This window comes from Aliifodinibius sp. S!AR15-10, from assembly GCF_031569985.1.
Taxonomy (GTDB): domain Bacteria; phylum Bacteroidota; class Rhodothermia; order Balneolales; family Balneolaceae; genus JAMQKA01.
Map to the genome: position 1 here is coordinate 13,870 of NZ_JAMQKA010000032.1, position 23,491 is coordinate 37,360.

At 46.4% G+C, this 23,491-nt stretch carries 23 protein-coding genes; 14 read left to right on the forward strand and 9 right to left on the reverse strand.

Annotated features, from left to right (window positions below; translation table 11 throughout):
* Positions 1 to 216 precede the first annotated feature (216 nt).
* From NC796_RS17735 to rho, 8 genes are all read left to right on the forward strand, one after another.
* Entirely contained in the window at positions 217 to 1,707 is a 1,491-nt protein-coding gene (locus NC796_RS17735; protein WP_310686337.1) for a sodium/proline symporter, read from the forward strand.
* A gap of 180 nt (positions 1,708 to 1,887) precedes the next feature.
* The gene (gene glgB, locus NC796_RS17740; protein ID WP_310686338.1) at positions 1,888 to 3,753 is read left to right on the forward strand and encodes a 1,4-alpha-glucan branching protein GlgB; all 1,866 of its coding nucleotides are present in this window, start codon (positions 1,888 to 1,890) and stop codon (positions 3,751 to 3,753) included.
* 165 nt (positions 3,754 to 3,918) lie between these two features.
* A complete protein-coding gene (locus NC796_RS17745) occupies positions 3,919 to 4,749 on the forward strand; it encodes a phosphosulfolactate synthase (RefSeq protein ID WP_310686339.1) in 831 nt (276 codons plus the stop codon).
* A gap of 36 nt (positions 4,750 to 4,785) precedes the next feature.
* A complete protein-coding gene (locus tag NC796_RS17750) occupies positions 4,786 to 5,583 on the forward strand; it encodes a glycogen/starch synthase (protein ID WP_310686341.1) in 798 nt (265 codons plus the stop codon).
* A 51-nt stretch (positions 5,584 to 5,634) separates the two neighbouring features.
* The gene (locus tag NC796_RS17755) at positions 5,635 to 6,861 is read left to right on the forward strand and encodes a hypothetical protein (protein ID WP_310686342.1); all 1,227 of its coding nucleotides are present in this window, start codon (positions 5,635 to 5,637) and stop codon (positions 6,859 to 6,861) included.
* A 57-nt stretch (positions 6,862 to 6,918) separates the two neighbouring features.
* Complete coding sequence (locus NC796_RS17760) at positions 6,919 to 8,220, forward strand: outer membrane protein transport protein (protein ID WP_310686343.1); 1,302 nt, start codon at positions 6,919 to 6,921, stop codon at positions 8,218 to 8,220.
* Between the two features lie 61 nt (positions 8,221 to 8,281).
* Positions 8,282 to 9,610, forward strand: a complete 1,329-nt coding sequence (locus tag NC796_RS17765) for a hypothetical protein (protein WP_310686345.1) — start codon at positions 8,282 to 8,284, stop codon at positions 9,608 to 9,610.
* A 206-nt stretch (positions 9,611 to 9,816) separates the two neighbouring features.
* Complete coding sequence (rho, locus tag NC796_RS17770) at positions 9,817 to 11,019, forward strand: transcription termination factor Rho (RefSeq protein WP_310686347.1); 1,203 nt, start codon at positions 9,817 to 9,819, stop codon at positions 11,017 to 11,019.
* A gap of 69 nt (positions 11,020 to 11,088) precedes the next feature.
* Here rho and NC796_RS17775 read toward each other — a convergent pair whose 3' ends face one another.
* The 7 genes from NC796_RS17775 to miaA all read right to left on the reverse strand — a co-directional run bounded on the left by NC796_RS17775 (position 11,089) and on the right by miaA (position 15,828).
* Complete coding sequence (locus tag NC796_RS17775) at positions 11,089 to 11,826, reverse strand: ThuA domain-containing protein (protein WP_310686349.1); 738 nt, start codon at positions 11,824 to 11,826, stop codon at positions 11,089 to 11,091.
* 64 nt (positions 11,827 to 11,890) lie between these two features.
* Positions 11,891 to 12,220: a rhodanese-like domain-containing protein gene (locus NC796_RS17780; RefSeq protein ID WP_310686350.1), complete on the reverse strand. Its 330-nt coding sequence runs from the start codon at positions 12,218 to 12,220 to the stop codon at positions 11,891 to 11,893.
* Between the two features lie 115 nt (positions 12,221 to 12,335).
* Positions 12,336 to 13,094, reverse strand: coding sequence for an LPS export ABC transporter ATP-binding protein (gene lptB / locus NC796_RS17785; protein WP_310686351.1), 759 nt, complete (start codon positions 13,092 to 13,094; stop codon positions 12,336 to 12,338).
* Positions 13,095 to 13,345: 251 nt separating this feature from the next.
* Positions 13,346 to 14,047, reverse strand: coding sequence for a phosphoribosylformylglycinamidine synthase subunit PurQ (gene purQ, locus NC796_RS17790; protein ID WP_310686353.1), 702 nt, complete (start codon positions 14,045 to 14,047; stop codon positions 13,346 to 13,348).
* A 2-nt stretch (positions 14,048 to 14,049) separates the two neighbouring features.
* Positions 14,050 to 14,388 carry an ATP-dependent Clp protease adaptor ClpS gene (locus NC796_RS17795; RefSeq protein WP_310686355.1) on the reverse strand — a complete coding sequence of 113 codons (339 nt, stop codon included), beginning with the start codon at positions 14,386 to 14,388 and terminating at the stop codon, positions 14,050 to 14,052.
* 12 nt (positions 14,389 to 14,400) lie between these two features.
* A complete protein-coding gene (gene purS, locus NC796_RS17800; RefSeq protein ID WP_310686357.1) occupies positions 14,401 to 14,649 on the reverse strand; it encodes a phosphoribosylformylglycinamidine synthase subunit PurS in 249 nt (82 codons plus the stop codon).
* 264 nt (positions 14,650 to 14,913) lie between these two features.
* Positions 14,914 to 15,828 (reverse strand): tRNA (adenosine(37)-N6)-dimethylallyltransferase MiaA, encoded by a 915-nt coding sequence (miaA, locus tag NC796_RS17805; protein WP_310686359.1) that lies wholly within the window; start codon positions 15,826 to 15,828, stop codon positions 14,914 to 14,916.
* Between the two features lie 190 nt (positions 15,829 to 16,018).
* On the opposite strand from miaA, the gene dnaN reads away from it, so the two are divergent.
* The 3 genes from dnaN (at position 16,019) to NC796_RS17820 (ending at position 18,857) form a co-directional block, all read left to right on the forward strand.
* The gene (gene dnaN, locus NC796_RS17810) at positions 16,019 to 17,134 is read left to right on the forward strand and encodes a DNA polymerase III subunit beta (protein ID WP_310686361.1); all 1,116 of its coding nucleotides are present in this window, start codon (positions 16,019 to 16,021) and stop codon (positions 17,132 to 17,134) included.
* Complete coding sequence (locus NC796_RS17815; RefSeq protein WP_310686363.1) at positions 17,127 to 17,921, forward strand: SAM-dependent chlorinase/fluorinase; 795 nt, start codon at positions 17,127 to 17,129, stop codon at positions 17,919 to 17,921. The genes dnaN and NC796_RS17815 overlap by 8 nt, the downstream gene beginning before the upstream one ends.
* 123 nt (positions 17,922 to 18,044) lie before the next feature.
* A complete protein-coding gene (locus NC796_RS17820) occupies positions 18,045 to 18,857 on the forward strand; it encodes a methyltransferase domain-containing protein (protein ID WP_310686365.1) in 813 nt (270 codons plus the stop codon).
* A gap of 91 nt (positions 18,858 to 18,948) precedes the next feature.
* Here NC796_RS17820 and NC796_RS17825 read toward each other — a convergent pair whose 3' ends face one another.
* Positions 18,949 to 19,338: a VOC family protein gene (locus NC796_RS17825; RefSeq protein ID WP_310686366.1), complete on the reverse strand. Its 390-nt coding sequence runs from the start codon at positions 19,336 to 19,338 to the stop codon at positions 18,949 to 18,951.
* Between the two features lie 87 nt (positions 19,339 to 19,425).
* Positions 19,426 to 20,307 (reverse strand): YegS/Rv2252/BmrU family lipid kinase, encoded by an 882-nt coding sequence (locus NC796_RS17830; protein WP_310686368.1) that lies wholly within the window; start codon positions 20,305 to 20,307, stop codon positions 19,426 to 19,428.
* A gap of 191 nt (positions 20,308 to 20,498) precedes the next feature.
* On the opposite strand from NC796_RS17830, the gene NC796_RS17835 reads away from it, so the two are divergent.
* The 3 genes from NC796_RS17835 to NC796_RS17845 all read left to right on the forward strand — a co-directional run bounded on the left by NC796_RS17835 (position 20,499) and on the right by NC796_RS17845 (position 23,374).
* Complete coding sequence (locus tag NC796_RS17835) at positions 20,499 to 21,146, forward strand: S24 family peptidase (RefSeq protein ID WP_310686369.1); 648 nt, start codon at positions 20,499 to 20,501, stop codon at positions 21,144 to 21,146.
* 128 nt (positions 21,147 to 21,274) lie between these two features.
* Complete coding sequence (locus NC796_RS17840; protein WP_310686370.1) at positions 21,275 to 22,369, forward strand: Gfo/Idh/MocA family oxidoreductase; 1,095 nt, start codon at positions 21,275 to 21,277, stop codon at positions 22,367 to 22,369.
* A 345-nt stretch (positions 22,370 to 22,714) separates the two neighbouring features.
* Positions 22,715 to 23,374 (forward strand): energy transducer TonB, encoded by a 660-nt coding sequence (locus tag NC796_RS17845; protein WP_310686372.1) that lies wholly within the window; start codon positions 22,715 to 22,717, stop codon positions 23,372 to 23,374.
* Positions 23,375 to 23,491: the final 117 nt, after the last annotated feature.

Consider the following 23,491-nt stretch of genomic DNA (forward strand, 5'->3'; position numbering starts at 1 on the left):
GCGGGGCCTCGCTTTGTATATAGGTATAATTCTAGAGCCTTGTAACAACTGGAGTAATCATCTTTATAAGCGTAGCCTTACTAGGCTCTGAAGACCAATACGCATTTAAAAACCGATTGTTACAATGTTTTCATTTTATATGATGATGTTTGTCGTTCCGGTTGCCATTATGCTATTTGGTTTCTGGCTGGCCCATAAAGCAAAAACAGGATAAGATTGGACGAAAGCCAGGTCATTTCCATAGCGGTCAATGAGTATGCAGTCGGGGCCTTTGTGGGATATCTGTTGTTATTGGTGGGAATCGGTCTCTACTCCTCCCGTTTTTCTTCAGAGGGAATCAGCGAGTTTTTTATTGGCGGGCGAAAGATGAACCGTTTTGTCATCGCGCTGTCTGCCGTTGTTTCGGGTCGTAGTGCATGGCTGCTGCTCGGAGTTACCGGCATGGCCTACAGCCAGGGCGCCTCTGCTGTTTGGGCGGTTATCGGGTATATTGTGGTGGAGCTTTTCCTCTTCCTTTATTATGCCCGCCGGCTGCGCAACTTTTCCGAAGCTTACGACTGCATCACCGTTCCCGACTTTTTTGCAGAACGCTTCAACGATAAAAATGGAACGCTGCGCATCGCCCTGGTTGTAGTATTCCTGATTTTCATGGTGGGATATGTCTCATCCCAATTTGTGGCCGGTGGCAAGGCATTTGCTTCCAGCTTTCATATTGAGCAGACAACCGGAATCGTGCTTTCGGCGGCTATAATCCTGGCCTATACCGTACTTGGTGGATTCCTGGCGGTCAGCCTCACAGATATGTTCCAGGCCATTTTCATGATTTTTGCACTGGTTGTGCTGCCGTTTATTGCTGTCATTGATGCCGGTGGACTCCAGGCAGTTCTTTCCGAACTCACCAATCTGGATGCCTCGTTGGTCGACCCATTAGCACTTTCCATGGGTGGGCTGTTCGGCTTCCTGGGGATAGGGCTAGGTTCACCGGGCAACCCTCATATCCTTTCCCGCTATATGGCGATCGATGATGTGGAGCAGCTTCGTTGGACAGCTGTGGTGGGCACTATCTGGAACGTGGTGATGGCCTGGGGCGCCCTGTTCATCGGGCTGGCCGGACGAGTCTATTTCCCTGAGGTGGAAATGTTGCTCGCCGCTGACCAAGAGAATCTCTATCCCGTATTGGCACAGCAGCACCTGCATCCCATCCTGTTTGGAGTAGTTGTTGCATCAATTTTTGCTGCTATCATGTCCACAGCCGACTCCCAGCTGCTGGTCGCGGCCTCTGCCGTTGTCCGGGATGTCTACGATCGCATCCTTGCAAAAGGCAAGGAGATCCCGCAGAAAACATTGGTGCTCTACAGCCGGATTGTTGTATTGGGTCTTGTGATTATTGCCCTCGCATTTGGCATTTTTGCACAGGAATATGTGTTTTGGCTGGTGCTGTTTGCCTGGGCAGGTTTGGGTGCCGCCATCGGGCCGACCTCTATTCTTGCGCTTTATTGGCGTGGCACTACTAAAGCAGGCATTTTCGCGGGATTATTTACCGGGACCGCAGTTACCCTTATTTGGTATTACGTGCCTGTTTTGAAAAACAGTCTTTATGAGCTGATCCCCGCCTTTCTCCTGGCTTTGCTGGCAACGTGGCTGGTCAGCCTCTTCACGAAGAAGCCCGAAAATATTGATGAGGCATTCATCGAGCTGGAGAAGTGAAGTGCGGATGATCGGAAGAAAAGGAGACCGGAAACCGGAAAATTTCCAAAAAAAATATAAAATCGATTTGACAGCAGTAACTAGAAGATATATGTCGTCTCCCGTCATTTTCTCCTTTCACCTTTCCCGCATTTTCCTTAGCCTTTCAGTCAGACAATAAGAACTTAAGGGATCGGGCTTGTGGAGAAAATAATATCCAAGGATAACAAGTGGTTGTGGAACGAAGGTAAATATCACCGGGCGTACGAATTACTTGGTGCTCATCTCACAGAGAAAGATGGTGAAAAGGGCGTTCAATTTACGGTTTGGGCTCCCAATGCCCATCGCGTAAGTGTTGTTGGAGACTTCAACAACTGGAATGGCGATGTTGATGTTATGGAAAAAGATCATGATAGCGGGCTGTGGAGCACTTTTGTCCCGGGGGTGGAAAAATGGGCATTGTATAAATATGAGCTAAAAACTGGAGAACACACTCCTCCTTTTCTAAAGGCGGATCCCTATGCATATGTAAGCGAGCTACGCCCTAAAGTGGCATCTTTGGTCTACGACGTGGACAGCTATTCCTGGGAGGATGATGAATGGATGGCCCAGCGGCAAGAGCGTCAGAGGCATGATAGGCCGATGTCGATTTATGAAGTACATCTGGGCTCGTGGCGCCGCAAAGGTGAGCACCAGGAATACCTGACCTACAGGGAGCTGGCTGATGAGCTGGTTTCTTACGTCAGTGAGATGGGCTTTACGCATATCGAGCTGATGCCGGTGGCCGAGCACCCGTACGATCCCTCATGGGGATACCAGATTATGGGTTATTTTGCGCCCACCAGTCGTTTTGGGGATCCGGATGACTTTATGTATTTCGTGGATCAGTGCCATAAAAATGACATAGGGGTACTGCTTGATTGGGTACCCGCTCACTTTCCACGGGATGAACAGGGGCTACAGATGTATGACGGGTCTCCGCTCTACGAATATGAAGATCCCAAACGGCGTGAGCAAAAAGACTGGGGTACCCACATTTTTGATTACGGCAAGGCGGGTGTGCGCAATTTCCTGCTTTCCAATGCTCTTTTTTGGTGCGACAAATACCATATCGACGGTCTGCGCGTCGATGCGGTAGCCGCAATGCTATACCTGGATTATTCCAAAGAAGACGGGGAGTGGTCGCCCAATGAGTACGGCGGCCGTGAGCACTTGGAGGCGATTGAGTTTCTCAAGCAGTTCAATGCCATGATCCACAAGGAATACCCCGGCATACTGACATTTGCAGAGGAGTCGACCTCATGGCCGGGGGTAACGCATCCTACCGAGCACGGCGGCTTGGGATTCGACTTTAAATGGAATATGGGCTGGATGAACGACACACTGACCTATATGGAGATGGAACCGGGCGATCGCCGCCTGAATGCGGACAACATAACCTTCCCGATGGTGTATGCCATGTCAGAAAACTTCGTGCTCCCCCTTTCACACGATGAAGTGGTGCATATGAAGAAGCCACTTGTATACAAAAGTCCGGGCTTCCACCATGAACAGTTCCCGAATCTAAGGTTGTTGTACCTCTACCAAATGGGCCATCCCGGAAAAAAATTACTGTTTATGGGTGGAGAGTTCGGTCAAACCAGCGAGTGGGCTGAAGATAAATCTCTAGACTGGCACCTGCTGGAATATGATCCACATCGCGGGGTGAAACGTTTTTACAAGGATCTGTTGGCCCTTTACAGGGAGGAAGAGAGTCTGTTCGAGCAGGATAACCGATATGAAGGTTTTGAGTGGACTGACCTGGGCCGAACACATGGCGGAGTCTTTTCATTTCTGCGAAAAGCCCGTGATCCCAGCAACCATCTGCTTTTTATTTTAAACTTTTCCGATGACGTCATCGGGGAGTATAAGCCGGGGCCGTTCCAGGGGGTGGATTACAAGGTAATATTGAATAGTGATTCTCGTTTCTATGGCGGTAACGATCAGGGTGGGATTATTGACCGATTTAATAATTCGGTACCGGTTGCCCCCTTTTCAGGGTTAATCCTTAAACCGGAAGAACAGTGAGACGGTTATTTTGCAATCAAATTTTGATCTTACCTGAGGATTCCTTACTAATAAAAGCCTGTTTCTATAAAATAACACGTGCGTCGGGGTGTTGTGAAGCAAACTTTATTAACAGGCTTCATTTTAGTATCTTAGACCGTTTAAATTTCAATTTCAAATAGGCAAATGGCATTTAAACTTAACCATCTTCCGAAACGAACGAGCAAACCGCGCGAAAAGGGTGTCACCCTAGTTTTGGACAAAGGCTTAAGTGTTAGGCAGGCTGAAGATTTTTGTGAATCCAGTTCCAACTATATTGACATTGTCAAGTTGGGCTGGGGCACGAGTTATGTTACACAGAATTTAGAAGACAAGCTCTCCGTTTACGCCAATGCAAACATCCCTGTTTATTTTGGGGGTACACTGTTTGAGGCGTATATGTTGCGCGACCAGCTGGATGGATATCGCCAGCTGCTGGATCGTTTTGGTATAGAATATCTGGAAGTTTCCAATGGCACTATTTGGCTCTCTGATCAGCGAAAGCTTGAGATTATACGTGATTTAAGTCGTGATTATACGGTGCTTTCAGAAGTTGGGAGTAAAAATCCCAATGATATTATTCCTCCTTACAAGTGGGTGAAAATGATTGAACGAGAGCTGGATGCTGGTGCCTGGAAGATCATATGTGAAGCACGAGAGAGTGGAACGGTCGGTGTCTTCCGGCCCAATGGTGAAGTTCGGTCGGGATTAATTGATGAGATTGCCGACCAGATCTCTGTGGAAAACTTGATTTTTGAAGCTCCCAAAAAAGAACAGCAGGTTTGGTTCATCAAAAAGTTTGGCAGTAATGTCAATCTTGGAAATATTCAGCCTTCCGAAGTGATACCTGTTGAGACTCTGCGTCTTGGCCTGCGAAGCGATACGCTGTTTGATTTCTACTCACTTAATGATGAAGAGATGGATCAGCTCTACATAGAAAAAGAGTTGAACGAAGAGAATAATGAGAACGACGAATAATATTACTCACCCCAATTTTATAGCCATCACAATTATATGAAAGTATTATACGCTGCTGCCGAGATATCTCCGTTTGCACGAATGACAAATACTGCGGATCTGCTGAGGTTTTTGCCGGCATCCCTTCAAGACAAAGGATACGAAATACGTATTCTGCTACCAAAATACGGCACAATCAACGACCGAAGGAATCGATTGCACGAGGTTATTCGGCTCTCTGGAATTGAGGTGGAGGTAGGCGACCAAATAGAAAGCATGCGTATAAAAGTGGCGAGCATTCCAAATGCCAAGCTGCAGGTCTACTTTTTGGACAATGATGCCTTTTTTGAGCGAAAAGCGCTGTTTCTGAATCCTGAGACCAACGAGCATTACGATGATAACGATCAGCGACTGGTCTTCTACAATAAAGGAGTGTTGGAAACAGTTAAGAAGTTGGGTTGGGAGCCAGACATTATTCATTGTCATGACTGGCCGGCCGGCTTGATACCATTACTGGTAAGGGAAAAATACAAGGACGTAGGCATTTTTAAGAATTCGAAAATTGTATACAACATCCATCACCCTGAAAATCACGGCATTTTTGACCAATCGCTGTTGGATCTGATCGGGTTGCCTGATTCATTTGATCGCGACCAAGTAGTGGAGGACGGCAAAGTTGATCTGCGAACAATTGGTTTGAAATTCAGTGATGCGGTGGTTACTGGTAATCATCTGACCGACCAACTCAATGGTTTGTTTGAGAAAATGGGCATTGAGCCAACCAAGATTCAAGGTTCCCCGGAAAGCGTTTCCAATCAGTTTGCCGACTATTATGATGAGTTGGCTGGTGAATAGCGCTGCATTAAATGATACCAAATTAGATTTTACATACTGTTAATTTAGCTTATGAATACTGCACAATATCGTGCATTAGCAAGCAGAAATATCCTGTTTCTGTTATTGACTTCGTGTTTGACCTTTTTAATCGTGGGATGTGAAGATCCCGGAGTTGTGGGAGGAGGTTTTACCGATACCAATACCGCTGTCAAGGTGGATACCCTGATGGTGAATGGTATTGAAACTGAGTCCTACAATTTTTATTCGGGTAATTTAACCTACTTTTCGGTCGGGCAATTCAGCGATCCCCTCTTTGGAGACATGAAGGCAACCGGTCTGATTCGTCCCCAGCTTATTTCAACAAGCTCTGAGATGGCGGACACTGCCAATATGAAGCTGCGACTGGTCTTTAACCAGGATGTTATCTATGGCGATTCCCTGCATACCGCTGAGTTTGATATTATAGAACTCAACCAGGTTTGGCGCGGTAATGCGTGGAATTTGAAGGATGAGCCTCAATTTGATGAGAATGCCACTGTCGCTTCCTTTACAGTTGAAAAGGAGGATTCGATAGAAGTAGATCTTTCCGAAAGCTGGATGCAGGCCTACCGGGAGTTTGCCACAAGCGAGGCCGCTGATCGCGATTCAACATACCGCATCAACTTCCCGGGTCTGGCGATAGTGCCAAAAAGTTCGGGTAAAATTATACCGATCGATGCCCAGGAAAGTGATTTTATTATTGAAAATCCGGAAAGCGATACCCTGCAGGTTTCCGCTCGCGATTGGGCCTACAGCCTTGATCGGGCGAATGTGAGTGCAGCACCCAGTCAAACATTTAAGCTGCACAGTACCTTTGAGCAAGTAATAAATTTTGATCTGGATCTGACACGGGAAAATATCGGGTCGGTGAATCTATCAAAGGTAGAACTGGTATTTTATGAGGATCGCTCAGAGTTGGACGGGTCTCTCAGCCAGATGCCTCCAAGCACAGGGCGCGCTCCCATTACTTCCGCACGGTTGCAGCTGGTAGAACCGAGCAACATACCCATTGTATTGCAAACGGGTTCGATTCTGTCCAATGCAAATTACGACGAGGAGGAAGGTAGTTACCGATTTGATATTACCTCGTTTACTAACAGCGTGCTGATAGACGGGATACCCTCGGAACTTAAGTTCTATGTTAGCCTAGAAACCAATAGTGGTATAATTCGGTCAAGTTTAATACACGATGAGGAGGCACCGGCAGAAAAGCGGCCTAAAATCATTGTCACATACGTACAAAACCAAGAAAGTTAAATATTGAAGAAATTCTTTTTCATAGCGGTTATATGTAACCTGGTAACGATTCAAGCTTTGGCCCAGACCCCTGGCGATCAGGCACAGACGGGCTCCATCTACTCAAAGATTGGTGTGGGAATGCCCGTAGATTTTACCTCATCCAGTGCTGACGGGATGGGTGCCTTGGGCGTTTCGTTCAACGAAACCAATGTAGCCGGATTGGCTAACCCCGCCACATGGGGCAACATGGCCTGTTTTGAACGCGAGGGTATGGGATGCTTTGCATTGGCCTCGGGCGGATTTTCATTGGAGCATGTACAGGGAACCGATAACCTGGGATTGAATGGGAGTTCAGGACGCACGGAAAGCTCTGTATTTTCAGCTAACCATTTTCAGCTTCAGCTTCCGGTAAAAAAGAATAGGATCGGAATTTCTGCATCGATCACCCCCTTGACGCGATCCAATTACAGTATCATTGGCCGCAATACATGGGCCTCAGGACCAGGTGGACAAGTAGATACGGCTACGGTACGGAATGTGGGATCTGGAGGAATTAACAGTCTTGAGCTGGGATTCGGCTGGGAAATTAACCGAAATATCTCTGTCGGTTATGCAGGTTCGCTTGTGCTGGCATCGATGGAGAAAGATGTAACAACGGTATTCCAGGAAAGTGGTTATCAGACTGTGGAATACAGTATGCAGACAAGCGGCACAGGTTTTGGAAATCGATTTGGCGCACTGATTACTCTTCCCAATGTATTAAAACAACGTGATTACCTGCGGATTGGTGCAGCGGTAAATCTGCCGGTGGTGATTGATGCCAAACGTACCCAGAAGTCTGAGAAACAACTGGGAACCAATACTATAGAAACTGTTACTGTAAGCGACGGTCAGGGCCTGGGCAGTGGAGAGTTGAGGTTGCCCCTCGAGTTAAGTGGTGGACTGACATACCAAATTAATCCCCGACTTTCGTTTACTACTGAGGCATTGTATGAACAATGGTCAGATTTTGGATACGATTTTAACAGCGGACTTCGAAAAGAGGAGCAGCTGGGGGACCGATATAAAGCTGCTTTTGGAATAAGATATTTTCCTTTTGTGTCAGGATCTAATAAATTTCTATCTCGTTTTAAATATCGAGCCGGGGTTTCTTACGATACAGGGCATTTAAATATCGATGGAAAAAAGATTGAAACCATATTATTTTCTGCTGGTCTTGGAGTTCCATCACCGAATTCTAACTCCTCTGTTGATATAAGTTTTCACTACGGTTTGAGAGGTACTGAAGCCCAAAATCTGGTCAAAGAATCGATTTGGGGAGTGAAGCTCTCTATTAATTTAGCTGAACTGGTGTTTAGTCAGCCCAAATTGCAGTAAAATATTTTCGGTACTTTAGGAGTTTTCTTACAACAAGTAAATATTCACCAAATACTGAGTCATGAAAAAACTGGTACTTGCAATAGGGTTATTGATACTTTGCAATCCATTTGCTTCTATTGCACAAGAAGCACAACCACCCATGGGGTTGGATGAGCTATCAGCTTATTCGATATACTACGAAAATTATAAAAATGAAGAATATGAAGGTGCTATTCGCTATGGCCGATGGATTTATAAGTCGATGCCCCAGAAGCTGAAAGGATATTCGCGCTTTGATCTGGAAACCAATCTTAACCGTTTGATAACAGCCTATAGCGAGGTTGCCAAGCAGAAAGAAGATCCCAGTGTTCGTTCAGCTTACCTGGATACGGCACAGACAATTTTTGAAAACGTTTATACTGAGTTCGGGGAAGACCAAATAAATATGTTTGACTGGAAGTTCAAGCAGGCCCGCTTCCTACAGGAAAATTCCGATTTTGTCGATAACGGTCTTTCAAAAGCGTACGGCATCTATATGGAGCTTTTCAAATCCGATCCTGAAAAGTTTACCAAACAGGGAGAGGGGTATTACGTTCAAGTAACCCTGCAGAACCTGATAAGTGACGGCAAGGAAGACCAAGCGCTGGCTATGATCGATACTGCAGAACCGTATGCCAGCCCAAAATTACTGGACTATTTTGACAAAGTTCGCAACCAGTTGTTTGACTCACCTGAAGAGCGTATCACGTTCCTTGAAGGCAAGCTCGAGCAAAACCCTGACAGCCTGGGTTTATTGCAGGATCTGGCAGATCTCTACAACCAGCAGGGACAAACGGACAAGGTCCGAGAAATTCGGAACAAGCTGTATGAAATTGAGCCAAATTTTGAGAATACGCGGGCACTTGCCGACTACGCCATTAACAACGCCAACTACGATCAGGCACTTAAATACCTGAAAGAAGCACTTGGCAAAACGGATGATCAGACTCAGAAGGCGGGAGTTGCCCTTGACATGTCGGAGGCTTACCTCAACAAAGGGGACCTGCAGCAGGCACGCAGCTTTGCTCGCCAGGCGATGAATTTTAATTCCCAATGGGGACAGCCACACATGCAGATGGCGTCCATTTACAGTCAGGCAGTACAACAGTGTACGGAAGGGCGAAAAATGGATCGAAAAGATAAGGTGGTCTACTGGTTGGTCTTGGATCATCTAGACCGAGCACGTCAGTTGGAGTCTTCTCTTGCAAGCCAGGTGCAAAATCAATACAGTTCATATAAGCCGGTTACATTGACAACTGAGGAGAAGTTTTTCTGGCAACCACCGTTGGAGGCAGGACAGGACATTGAGGTAGACAGCAACCTGATGCCTTGTTATGACTGGATTGATGAAACAACAACGGTTCGATAAGTTTTAAAATAAGCCAAACATTCTTATCTTCTCTAATAGATATTAGAATTCGCAGTGCAGCAGGCTAAGCTGCACTGCTCTTTTCTTCACCTCTCAAGAACTTCTTAACTTATTTACGTAGGACCAATCTTTTTGCTTCAGCCTGTCCGAGACGCAATTTGCATGTAGCTGAGCAGGATTGTTAGTTTAACTCAAATTATTGATGTATGGGACGTTCCAGAAACAAGAAAAATCGCGGTAGAAAAAACAAAGGCAAAACCAACGTCTTTGTACCCCGTTTTAATGAGAACCACAATGTGGAAGTGGCTGGTAAATATCGGGGAGTGTTAGAAATAAATGAGAAAACGTACGGTTTCGCACGAAAGATCGACCATGAGTTTAGTTATGAACCGCGCGATCCTTTTTTGAAGCCGGACGAGGTAAAACATCATGATCTGCGCCCGGGTCTTATTTTAGAAGGGGAATATGAAGAGGATGGACATGGTCACCGTCACATCCATTCTATCGAAAAGATCAATGACCGTGATCCCAAACACTGGCAGCTGGCTACCCGTTTTGAGCTTCAGACCCCTATCATGCCGAACCAGCAGGTTAAGCTGGGCTACGATGCCGACGACATCGAGATGCGGGTGATGGATCTGGTCTCCCCCATCGGAAAAGGGCAGCGTGCACTAATTGTAGCGCCGCCGCGAACCGGGAAAACGGTACTTTTGAAGAAGATTGCTGAATCACTCACCAAGCATCATCCGGACATCCATACCAGCGTGCTGCTGGTTGATGAGCGCCCGGAAGAGGTGACCGACTTTATGCGAAGCACCGATGCCCAGGTCTTTGCCTCTTCAAACGATAATCCCACCCAGAGCCACGTACGCGTCAGTGAATTGGCGCTGGGCTACGTAAAGCGCATGGCTGAGCTTGGGGATGATTCGGTGCTGCTGATTGACTCGCTGACGCGCTTGGGGCGAGCCTATAATAACATACAGAGTGGAAGTGGTAAAACGCTTTCCGGTGGACTTGATGTCCGCGCCCTGGAGATTCCGAAGAAAATTTTTGGTTCAGCCCGTAAAATTGAGGGCGGTGGATCGCTAACCATTATTGCCACCTGCTTGATCGAGACCAATTCCCGAATGGATGACCTGATTTTCGAGGAGTTCAAGGGAACCGGTAATATGGAGCTGGTGCTGGATCGCGAGCTGGCTAACGACCGAATTTTCCCGGCTATAAATATTGCCGCTTCCGGAACGAGAAACGAGGAGCGTTTCATCGAAGATTCGCTGGAGGAGCGGAATATGGTCCGCCGTTACCTGCTGAAGAAATCACCAAAGGAAAGTATGCAGAGCCTGCTGAAAGTGTTACGTAACACCGACAGCAACGAAGAGCTGCTCAACCAGATTGCTGCGATGGTGTAGGTAGCGTTTCACATCTTTCAAATAGAAAAGGCTGATATCTACTACAAATAGATATCAGCCTTTTATGTTTTATTCATCCAATACGTATTGAATACCGCCCAGCAGGTGCTGCCTGAACATTGGGTTGGAATAGCACTCTGAAGTGTGTCCACCGGCAGTGTAGAAGGCACGTCCCCCCAACGTTTCGTGGTACCAAGCCGCAGGGTGATTATCGCCGTTCGTTCCCCCCTCGTAGGTCGATTCGTCTAAATACGCCAAAACGTTCAGGTGATCCTGGATGTTTTTAAAGTTGTACCATTCATCGGTGCGGACCCATTCTTTGGGAAGGTGCTGAGTGGAGGGATGGCTTTGATCAACAACTCTGACTGTCGCCTCCTGAACTTCGGGATGGCCGTTAAAATAGGCTCCCACCAGCTTGTTATACCACGGCCAGTCGTACTCGGTATCACTGGCGGCATGAATACCCACAAATCCACCGCCGTTGGTGACATACTGCTCAAAGGCATCCTGCTGCTGCTCGTTCAGGATATTTTCGGTGGTATTGAGGAACACAACCGCATCGTATTGCGAGAGGTTTTGTTCATTGAAAACAGTCGCATCTTCAGTGTGGTCAATAGCATACCCATTGTCGGCACCAATCTCCTTCAAAGCTTTAACACCGGCTGGTATTGATTTATGGCGCCATCCGTCGGTTTTGGTGAATACAAGTAGACTTGCGTTGTCAGCATTCTGTGCATTTGTAGTTGGAACCGCACATATGCTCAGTAGAAAAAAAGAGATTGTTAAAAATAAAACCGAGTTTTTCATAGTAGGCCTGTTGGTTTAGTTATTTATTTAAGGAATCTCTCAAATTGAGATGCAATAAGCAAAATCAATAGATCGGCAGGCTGTTGTCAATCTCCCTGGCCCACTGGTTGATGCCACCTTTCAGGTTCTTGACATTTGAGAAGCCTTGGCCTTCCAGGAAACGGCACGCCTTTGCACTTCTGGATCCACTGCGGCACATGCACACAACTTGCTTGTTTTTATAATCATCCAGTTCTTCAAATCGGTCCTGTAGACTACCAACTGGAATAAGTGTCTTGTGATCGTAATCGATATCGGATTGGTGTTGTTCAAACGGTTCGCGTACATCCAGGATAAACAGATCCTGGCCGCTCTCTATCTTGTCCTTTAGCTGTTGAACAGTGATCTCTTCCATGGTGGTGTAGTGGTATTTTTTTGTTTTTTACTTATGTATAGACAGAACGAATCTCTATATGCCTATTTGAAAAATAAACAGACGTATTCGATGCGTCTCTACAGTTACTAAATATTTAATCATTGTCGTAGCGGTCCAGCCGAAATTGTTTGCCGAGATACAACTGTTTGGCTTCTTCATCCTCGGCAAGGAAGTCGGCAGACCCTTCTTTTAGAATCTTTCCTTCAAACATCAGGTAAGCCCTATCTGTAATGGCGAGTGTTTCATGCACATTGTGATCCGTAATAAAGATACCGATATTGCGATATTTCAGTTCGGCTACAATCTCCTGGATATCCTCCACGGCAATAGGATCTACACCGGCAAACGGTTCGTCGAGCAGTATAAATTTAGGGTCGGTGACAAGTGCCCGTGCTATCTCTGTTCGTCTGCGTTCTCCGCCAGAAAGACTGTAGCCCTTGCTGTCTACTACCCGTTCCAGCCCAAACTCTTCAATGAGTTCGTCCGCCCGTTCGCGAACCTTCTTTTTCGGCATATCGAAAAACTGCAGTACCGACTCTAGGTTTTCACGCACCGTTAGATTTCGGAATACGCTTGCTTCCTGCGAAAGGTATCCAATCCCCATACGGGCCCGCTTGTACATCGGCATGCCAGTGATATTCTTTTCGTTCATGAATATCTGCCCCTCATTCGGCTCTATCAGCCCGACAAACATATAAAAGGTAGTGGTTTTTCCCGCTCCGTTGGGACCAAGTAGCCCGACGATCTCTCCCTGCTTCACATCGATAGAAACGTTCGAAACAACTTCACGCTTTCGGTAGCGTTTGACCAACCCTTTGCTGTGAAGTTTCATCTGTTTCGAATCATTGGGCATGTTATTTGTAAGTATCGTGATGCTGTTGAATTAAATAGTAAAATATTTATTGGCAGGTTGTATTTTTCCTGACATTAATGAACAATAATCAGTGTGTCAGTGAACAATTATTAACAAGCAAAGAGCGTGGTGTAAGGTGTATAACGTGAAACAAACAGACTAAATACGGAGCATCAACCTTCTTCATAATCGTGACTGATTTCTAAGAAATGAGCAACCTTTGATAACTGATAACTGATAACTGATAACTGTTAAACTGTTACAACTTCATTTAGTATAGACTCAAAAATCAGCTTGCCATCTTCTGAGCCGATCATTTTCTCCACGGCGCGCTCGGGATGCGGCATCATACCAAGTACGTTGCGCTGTTTATTGCAAATCCCGGCAATATTGTCTACCGACCCGTTGAAGTTGGTTTCGTCATCGACATTGCCAGCTGCATCAGAGTATCGGAACAGGACCTGGTCATTATCCTGAAGCTCTTTTAAGCCTTCATCATCGATAAAGTAATTTCCCTCTCCATGGGCGACGGGGATTTGTAGCACTTGTCCCTTTTCAAGTCCACGCGTATAGATCGAGTTGGTCGACTCGGTACGCAGGTGCACTTGCTTGCAAACATAGCGCAGTTCCTTGTTGTGGAGCATAGCACCGGGCAAGAGACCTGCTTCCAGCAAAATCTGGAACCCGTTGCAAATACCCAGTACAGGTCCGCCCTGTTCGGCGAATTCCACGACTGATTGCATAATGGGTGAAAAACGGGCGATGGCCCCGCAGCGGAGATAATCTCCATAGGAGAAGCCGCCCGGTATCAGTAGGAAGTCAATGCCGGAGAGGTCGGTTTCTTTATGCCACAGAAAGGTGGTTTCTACATTCATGATATGGGCCAGCGCATGATAGGCATCATGGTCGCAGTTGGAGCCCGGAAACGTGATTACGCCAAAAGTTATAGACACGGTTATCCTTTAATTTCAGTGATTAGTTGAATTTCTTTTAGTATGCTGTTGACCTGGAAACACTCTTCAAACGATCCTTCATATACATTTGCCTTTCCTTCATTGTGTACCTTGAAGGTGAGTTTTTCGGCCTTGGCCTGGCTACACCCGGTGGCTTTCATAAGTTGGCCGATTACTTCGTCAAATGTGTGTTCCTCGTCATTATAGAGTATAACGCGCCACGGGGTCTCTTCCTTATCCTCTTCTTCCTCTTCTGTGAGTACTTCCACAGAGGGTGTTTCCGTTGGGTCGGGATCTGGTGTGGGATCGTTTGCCGCAAAAATGTGGAACGGATCTACCATAGGCATCTCCGTTTAGTTTTCGTTGATCGTAATTTCGAAATCTTCCATTACTTCGTTGGCCAGTAATTTAGTGCAGGCTGTTTCTGCAATCTCGCGGGCCTTTTCTTTTGAATCGGCCTCGATATCCAGTTCAATGAGCTTGCCGATTCGCACTTCGTTTACTTCTTTGAGCCCCAGATTTTCCAAGGCGTGATGCGCTGCCTTGCCCTGAGGGTCTAAAATGGATTTTCGCAGCGTTACGTTTACTTTTGCTTTGTACATAAGTGATTTAATTCAAATTGTATTTCCCGCCATTTAATAGATCATGTTGGCAGGTTTAAAATGGGTTAACAAAATGCCCTGTAAAGTCAGGAAAATCAGTTGTCAAAGTTAATAGTTCTAGGGCTTAGCTGCTAACCTGAATTTCCTACTATATTCGAAACGCGGATGAGCAGGATTGATCAGATAAAGGTTTATAAAAAAGCTATTAATGAGCTTCTATTTGTGCCCGTACATTGATTTAATTGAAACCAAGTTGCATCTAAGTTAGGATGGTAATTTCTCCATAATGATACCCAGGGCTTCCTTATTCGTGTGCTCATCCATGTCAATCCACTCCACGAAATCCCATCGCTTGAACCAGGTGATCTGCCGTTTTGCATAGCGGCGGGTCTGTGTTTTCATATCTTTGATCATCTTTTCCCGGCTTTTATCACTCTCAAGATAGTCGATGGCATCGCGGTATCCCACTGAATTGAGAGCCCTGGTTTCCCTGGTATAGCCCATATTAAGCAGTTTTTGCACCTCATCGAGAAACCCCAGTTCGAACATCTGGTCCACGCGCTGGTTGATACGGTCATACAACTTTTGTCGTTCCCGCTTCAATCCAAAGACATATGTATCACCGGGAATCTCGATCTCATCGTCGTCCGAATGGTAGGAGCTGAATGCTTTGCCGGTCTGCATCCACACATCCAGGGCGCGCAGGATACGTTGGGTGTTCATGCCATCCATCTTTTCGGCGTAGTGAGGATCCACATCCTCCAGCTGTGCGTATAACGATTCGACGCCCTCATCCGCAAGACGCTGTTCAAGGTGCTCGATATTTTCTTCATCGGCTTCCGGCACATCGTCAAACGGCTTGATCAACGACTGCACATGCAGCGTGCTGCCGCCAACAAACAGGACGTTTTTACCCTTCTGTTCGATCTCTTGCTCCCATTGCTGGGTCCGCTCATAAAAATCGACCGCACTGTCCTCCTCATCCGGTTCAAGAATTGAAATGTTGTAATGTCGCACCTCATGTAACTCGCGCTCGGTAGGCTTGGCGGTGCCGATATCGAGGTATTTATAGCACTGGCGGGAATCGGCAGAGATAATTTCAGCGTTGGTTGATTTAGCCAGGTTGATGGAAAGTTCTGTTTTTCCTACTGCAGTGGGACCTATTAGGAGAATACGCACGTATAAGGATCAATTTGATTAGGATTCAGACGAAAATAAGTGTCCTCAAAACAGAGGTCAAAAATAAGGTATTATATGGGCCACTTTGGTTGCTAAGAGAGCAAGGATTTATTAGTATAAGGTATCTTTTTGGAGTGCATCTCAAAGGTAAAATTAAGTGATTACCCTAATTTAGAAAACATTATTAGATATGAAATTTAATGCTTCAAGCAGTGACCTCGTAAAAGCGCTATCTGCTGTATCCGGCGCTGTCCCCAACAAGGCGACCCTCCCCATTCTGGAAACCATTTTATTTGAGAGCGAAGATGGGAAACTCCGCCTGACGGCTACTGATCTTGAGATCTCTATCATTGAGTATATGGAGGCCGATATTGATGTCGATGGTGCTGTTGCCATACCCGCACGGCGACTGATAGACACACTGCGCCAGCTGCCGGACATCCCGGTTTCATTCGATGTAGACGAGAAGTTTAATATCAAATTCCGCACAGACAAGGGTACGTACAAGCTGGTTGGAGAAGATCCTGATGAATTTCCCGAGGTGCCCGATCTCGATTCCGGTCAGAAGCTGGAAACGACCAAGGAGCTGATCCTCGATTCCATTGACAAAACGCTGTTTGCCGTCTCCAATGACGACCTTCGGCCCGCCATGATGGGCGTATATTTTGATATCGGTCCTGAAGAGACCAAGTTCGTGGCCACCGATGGTCACCGGCTGGTTCGTTTTGTGAAGTCGGAGCTGACCTCAGACCAGGAAGTGAATTTCATTGTCCCGGAGAAAGCACTGAGCCTGGTACAAAAAGCACTCCATGGGGAAGAGTGTGAACTGACTGTTACTGAAGATCATGCTCGTTTCAAAAGCGGAAACACGATTGTCATTACCCGCCTGATCAATGAGCAGTATCCCAATTATGAGTCCGTCATCCCGCGCGAAAATGACAAAAAGCTGGTCATCAACAAAGAACAGATGTTGGCAACCGTGAAGCGGGTCTCCATTTTTTCCAGCTCTACTACACGTCAAATTCGACTGCAGTTGGATAAAGATAAGCTCACCATCCGCGCTGAGGATATCGATATGAGCAGTGAAGCGCGAGAGACGATCAGCTGCGAGTACGATGAAGATTCAATGGAGATCGGTTTTAATGCGAAATACCTGGCTGATGTGCTGGGTAACGTAGACGGCGAAGAGGTCTATTTTGAATTCTCTACTCCAAACAGGGCAGGCATTGTTAAGCCACTGGAAGAGGAAGAAGACGAAGAGATGCTGATGCTTGTCATGCCGGTGATGCTTAATTCATATGCGTAATATCGTAACGCTAACAACTGATTTCGGGTTACAAGACTACTACGTGAGCGCTATGAAGGCGGTCATGCTGGGTATTGCACCGGACGTGCGGATGGTGGATATTTCGCACGAGGTGCCCGATCAGGATATCATGGCCGGATCGTGGGTGCTGCAAAATTCTGCGCCTCTTTTCCCACCCAACTCTGTTCATTTGGTGGTTATAGACCCGGGTGTGGGAACCGACCGTAATCCTATCGCGCTGAAAGTTGACGACCAGTATTACGTTGGTCCCGATAACGGTATTTTTTCTCTGCTTACCGAGAATAAAGAGTTTGAGGCCGTTCGCCTCACCAACCCAAAATACTGGAAAGAAAAACCGTCCAACACCTTCCACGGGCGTGATATTTTTGCTCCGGTTGCCGCCCATCTAAGCAACGGTGTTGAGCTTAGTGAACTCGGGGAGCCGGTCAATGAACTAAAGACATACCGCTGGGCGTCTCCCATTGCTGATAAAGACGGCCTGCAGGGGTGGATTATCCATATCGATAAGTTCGGTAACCTGGTCACCAATCTGCCTGACACCCTGATCGATGAAGTGATTGGGGAACGGCCTGTTAAAATTTATGTGGGAAACATGATTCTCGATGAACTCGTCAATACGTTTGGAGCGGTGCCCGAGGGAGAGCCGGCCGCATATATCGGGAGTGCGGGCATGCTGGAGATCGGGATCAACAAAGGAGATGCTGCCGAGATGATGAGCGTTAAAAAAGGAGCCCAGATTTCGCTCGTTTTGCAAAAGGAGGATTAAGACTGTAACACACTCTCACCCACTGCGTATTAATTGTTGTGTTCTCAATAAATTGTAAATGTTGAATGGAATGGGGACAACGAGCGTTTAAATTCAACATTCAGCATTTAACATTCAGAATTGATGAGTATGTCTTTAGAACTGAGGTCTCCCCTGCATGAACGAGCAGGAATTGAAATTCCTGAAGAAGCGGCACACCTGAACAAGCCATTCAACGGCACTATCTGTTCAAATAAGGGAGATGAATATGTCATCCAGAATAATATCATTGATCTGTTGGGTGAAATTCCTCCCTCCTTGTCATGGGCCCAGAGTACCAACCACTGGAAAGTCACTGCTGCACTGTACGAAGATATCTGGCGGAAACGTTCGCTTTCTATCCTGACCGGGGAAGAATTTCCGATCGATAAGGAGAAAGAGTTGCTCATCGAGTGGCTGGATCCGAAAGCGGGTAAATTATACCTGGATATCGGCTGTTCCACCGCGCTGTATGGACGTTTGGTGAAAAGAGCGCAGCCGGATTGCCGGGTTGTTGCCATCGATTTTTCTACCCAGATGCTGGAGGAGGCCCGCCTGAAAGCTGAAGCCGACCAAACCGATCTTTTCCTGCTACGCGCCGATGCCCATGAGCTCCCGTTTTTTGGCACTACCTTTGACGGGCTGATGATGGGCGGCACTTTGAATGAACTTACCGATCCGCTGAAAGTGCTCTATGAGTCGCGGCGGGTGATTAAAAAGGATGGCACTTTCTTTATGATGCACCTAATAAAATCGGGAGCTTGGTACGTGCGTCTGCTGCAGGATTCGGCAGAATTCAGTGGACTCAAGTTCTGGACTGTGGAAGAGAGCAACCAGCTTTTTGAACGGGCCGGTTTTTCGGTCGAAGACCAACTGGCTAAAGGGGTCGTTTGTTTTAGTAAATTAAAGCCCGCCTGATTAAGGAATACATAAAGAAGTAAATATCGTCAGTTCAATGTGAATAACTGTCATTGCCTACCCCCGAACTTTCATTAGGCTTTACCGGGCTTTAATCCCACATGCCGGAAGGCACAATCTCCAGGGAATGGCCATCCGGATCGCGGAAATAGCATGATTTGAAATCGCGGCCCCACGATTGCTCATGCTCTATTTCTATGCCTCTCGATTGCAACCAGGCTTTGGTTGCCTCGTACTCTTCTTTCGGCACTTCAAACGCAATATGCATATTCCCTTCTCCATAATGAGACGGCAAATTCTCACCTGCTTTTGTCTTATCTGCAATAAAACACAGCAGGATAGAGAAACCTGACTTAAAGAATATATGTCGCCCTTCTTCTTTACCAATAACCTCCAGTTGTAGTTTACCACTGTAGAAGGCCTCCGTCCGGTCCAGGTCTTTTACGTAAAGGGAGGTCTCTTTAATCTGGTTAAAATGCATATGCCAAGAAAATTTTATTACTGTTAATAATACACTCTTTCCTATCTCCAGCTCGATGCAAGTTCCGCATCGAGTTCACTAAAATATTCAACCCGAAACAATCACCCGCAGGGCCTGCTTTTCAATACGAAAGCTAAAATGATCAGTTGGCTCCACAATTTCGCCGTCGGCGTGCGCGTAGATGGAGGAATCGAGAGCAATGGATACCGATGATTTAAATCTTTTTTTCAAAACAACCTTTTCGCTAAAGGGTAATCCCACGGAGAGTTTCAGGAATTCCACCAACAGTCGTTGGACCGATATATCCCGGACGATGACCACTTCACAAACTCCATCTGTATTGTCAGATTCGGGTGAAATTTCGTATCGCCCTCCTTCAACTGCCCCATTTGCCACGATTATCATCCAAGATTTTCCTGCTGCTTTTTCTCCATCAATAATGCACTCATAATCAAATTTCCCGGAACGAAATAAGGCCTTCAGTGCAGACACAAAATACCGGGTGACCGCAGTTTTTAAAGAACTCTTTGAGGAATAATAATTTGTAAGACCATCTAGTCCGATTCCGAACGTGTTAAGGAAATAGCCACTGTTGGTTTTAATTACATCAACCGAGACTGTCTTTCTTTGGTGTAATACCTGGAGATCCGTTTCAAGTTGAGAGGTTAATCCCAGGCTTTTGGCAAAATCATTTCCGCTTCCCAGGGGTAGAACGCCCAAGGTCGCCCGTGTGCTAATTAATGCCTTTGCCACCTGCTGAACGGTTCCGTCACCCCCGGCCGCAACAACGTATTTATGATGTTTTGCTGCCCATTGCACGTGTTCTTCAATCGGATCTTTTTCTTTAATATAGATAAATCGTGCGTCGGGAAAATTATGCTTTATGAACTCGATCTGACCTTTAAAAAGGTGTGCTGCCTTTCCCCTGTTAGCTAACGTGTTTACAATAAAACAAAATGAACTGTGCACTATCCTTCCCCATTTCTCGATAACCGATTAAATGTACCAAATATTGATTGTTCTGATGCGTAAATAAATTAAAAGAATGAGATTCGGAGCTCTGTCTCTTAAAAAACTTACATAATAAATTGAAATAGGGGTGGCATTTTATATTTTAAACAGTATATTTCATATGATTTTTCATATAAAATAGCTGTCACATGAAAACATTGACCGATAAACAATCCAGGCTTTGGCAGTTTATCCTGCAATTTTATGAGGAATACCACCTGCTTCCCAGCTATTCTGATATGCAGGAGGAGTTTGGCTACAGCTCTACCAATAGTATCTACCAGCTGCTCAACAGCCTGGTTAAGAAAAAATACCTTACCAAGGATGGACCCGGCAATTACGACATCCATCCCACAAAACGATCTGAACTCTCGTCGGCTTTTCCTGGCATCCCAATTAAAGGACGAATAGCGGCGGGCGGCATGCATGAGGCCATTAGTCAAAATCTCGGGCATCTCCCCGTAGAAATCCACCCTGAGAAGTCTGACCACTACTTTGCCCTTATTGTTGACGGGGAAAGTATGATTGATGCCGATATACAGGATGGCGACTATATTATCATCGATCCGCGTCCGCCCAAAGATGGAGAGATTGGGGCTATCCTATACGGGGGTGAAACGACCTTGAAAACAATCCGCATGAAGCAGGATGGTGTTGAACTCCAACCCGAAAATCCCTCTTACGAACCGATCCATATTACACCTGACGAGTGGGAGCAGATCACTGTATTCGGAACCTTTATTGGCAAGGCGTGGAAAAAGAACGGGGACTGGGGCCTGATCTTTCGATCGGGGTAATACTTACTCCTGCTGTTTTACAACTTTTAAGCCTTTTTCTTCTCCAGGGCATTCCAACTCGTTGATATGCATTTATCAATTCTATTATATTGGTTTCACACCGAATTAAACCAATAAAGTGAAGAGTTATGGCTGACAACATATCCAGGAAGAGTTTTCTCAAACGTGCCGGTTCTGCACTTGCTGTTTCAACCCTTGGGTTTCCCAACATCATTCTCTCAAAAACGCAAGAAAAGCTAGGGGTTGCCCTGGTCGGACTGGGCAGCTACAGCACGGGGCGACTCGCGCCTGGTCTCCAGCGAACCGAGCACTGTGAACTGCGAGGCATTGTAACCGGATCACCCTCCAAGATACCGGTGTGGCAGGAGCGCCATAACATCCCGGACAGTAATGTCTACAATTACCAGAATATGCATCAATTGGCCAACAATGACGATATTGATGTGGTTTATATTGTAGTGCCTACCGGTCTGCATGCAAAATATGCCATCATTGCTGCCGAGGCGGGCAAACATGTGTGGTGCGAAAAACCGATGGCGATGAATGTGCAGGAGTGCCAGGCCATCATCGATGCTACAAATAAAAATGATGTACAATTGGCCATTGGGTATCGCATGCAGCATGAACCCAACACAAAAACCATTATCCGGTTTGGCAAGGAGGAAACATATGGGGCAGTTACTGGAGTACAAACCGGCGCCGGGTACGATGGCAGCCACCCCGAGGGTAACTGGAGACGTGATGCTGAGCTCGGTGGAGGAGCATTGTACGATATGGGAGTATATCCTATAAATGCGGCCCGATACTCTACCAGCATGGAGCCGATTGCGGCCAGCGGCATTCAGAGTTCCGAGCGCAAGGAGATGTATGACGAAGTGGATGAGACAACCGTTTTCGAGCTGGAATTCCCGGGCGGCGTCATTGCCAAAGGAGAGACCAGTTTTGGTAAATCGATGAACTACCTGGATGTGGACTGTACTGACGGGTGGTATCACCTGCGGCCGTTTCAATCCTACAGCGGTGTTCAGGGCAAGACCAGTGATGGCAAAACGCTGCCGCCCGACCCAAATCACCAGCAGGCGCGGCAGATGGACAACGAAGCGCTCGCCATCAAAGAGGGTCGTGACCCGATAGTACCTGGCTCAGAGGGATTTAAGGATATCCGGATTGTGCGGGCTATTATGGAGTCGTCTACTAAAGATGGAGCTCAAATCAAGTTATAGGACTACTGTAACCATGCCCCCGCTATGGATTAAGGCGGAAAGCACAAGTAGGTGTCGACACCCTGTTCAGCCCCTGATAGTGTGAATTTCAATCGGTAAATGTGTTTACATAGGTACCCTTATTGCATTTAAATCTTAGCTTTTAATTTTGTGGATCTCTCCCAGTAAAAGAGGGCCCACTCATATCGGAAGCTTTTAGCCTCCCTTACCTTTCAAAATCCCTCACATCCATATCAGTTTTTATCCTACATCGCTCTTGGACTTTTAAAATTATACTGTAATCGCTATAAGTACGTTTATTACATACTAACAGCAAAAACACCCACTTAAAGCGGGGGGGGTATTATGGGTCTTAAATGGAAAAAACCAGAGGCTGATTTAACAAATTACTACACCCTGTTTATTGAAATAGGCATAGTTGTGGTTTTGATTATCTTCCTGACTGCCACAAAAATGCCGATCAGGCAGGTACAAAAAGAGGTTGATTTGACGGTGGAGCAGGAGGTCGTAAGTATGGAAGAGATTGTGCAAACCAAGCAATTAGAGCGACCGCCAGCCCCTCCGCGACCACCTGTACCGGTAGCAGTCCCCAATGATGCCGTAATAGAGGATGAAATCCTGGATATCAGTGCAGATCTAAATTTGGCAGAACCGCTGGAGCTTCCACCTCCACCAAAAACAGAAAAGGAAGATAAAGAAGAGGACTTCTTTGTTGTCGTTGAACAGATGCCCCAACTCAAGGGCGGTCTCAGCTCGCTGCAACAGTGTGTGCGATATCCCGAAATGGCCCGTAAAGCAGGCATTGAAGGTCGGATTATCGTTCAATTCGTTGTCAACGAGCAGGGAAAGGTAGAAGATCCGAAGGTGATACGGGGAATTGGCGGCGGCGCTGATGAAGAGGCTCTGCGCTGTGTTAAGCTGGCTGAATTTGAACCCGGTCGTCAGCGAGGTGTGCCTGTTCGCGTGCAGTACAGTTTGCCCGTAGTCTTCAAATTGCAAAACTAGCCGCTGGTAAAATCATCTCCCAAAAGCATGAAAGGGCCTATGTTTCTTGAAGAAACATGAGACAAGAGTATGTTTATTGAAAAAGCTGCTGAAATCCATTATTTAGGTATTTGAGAA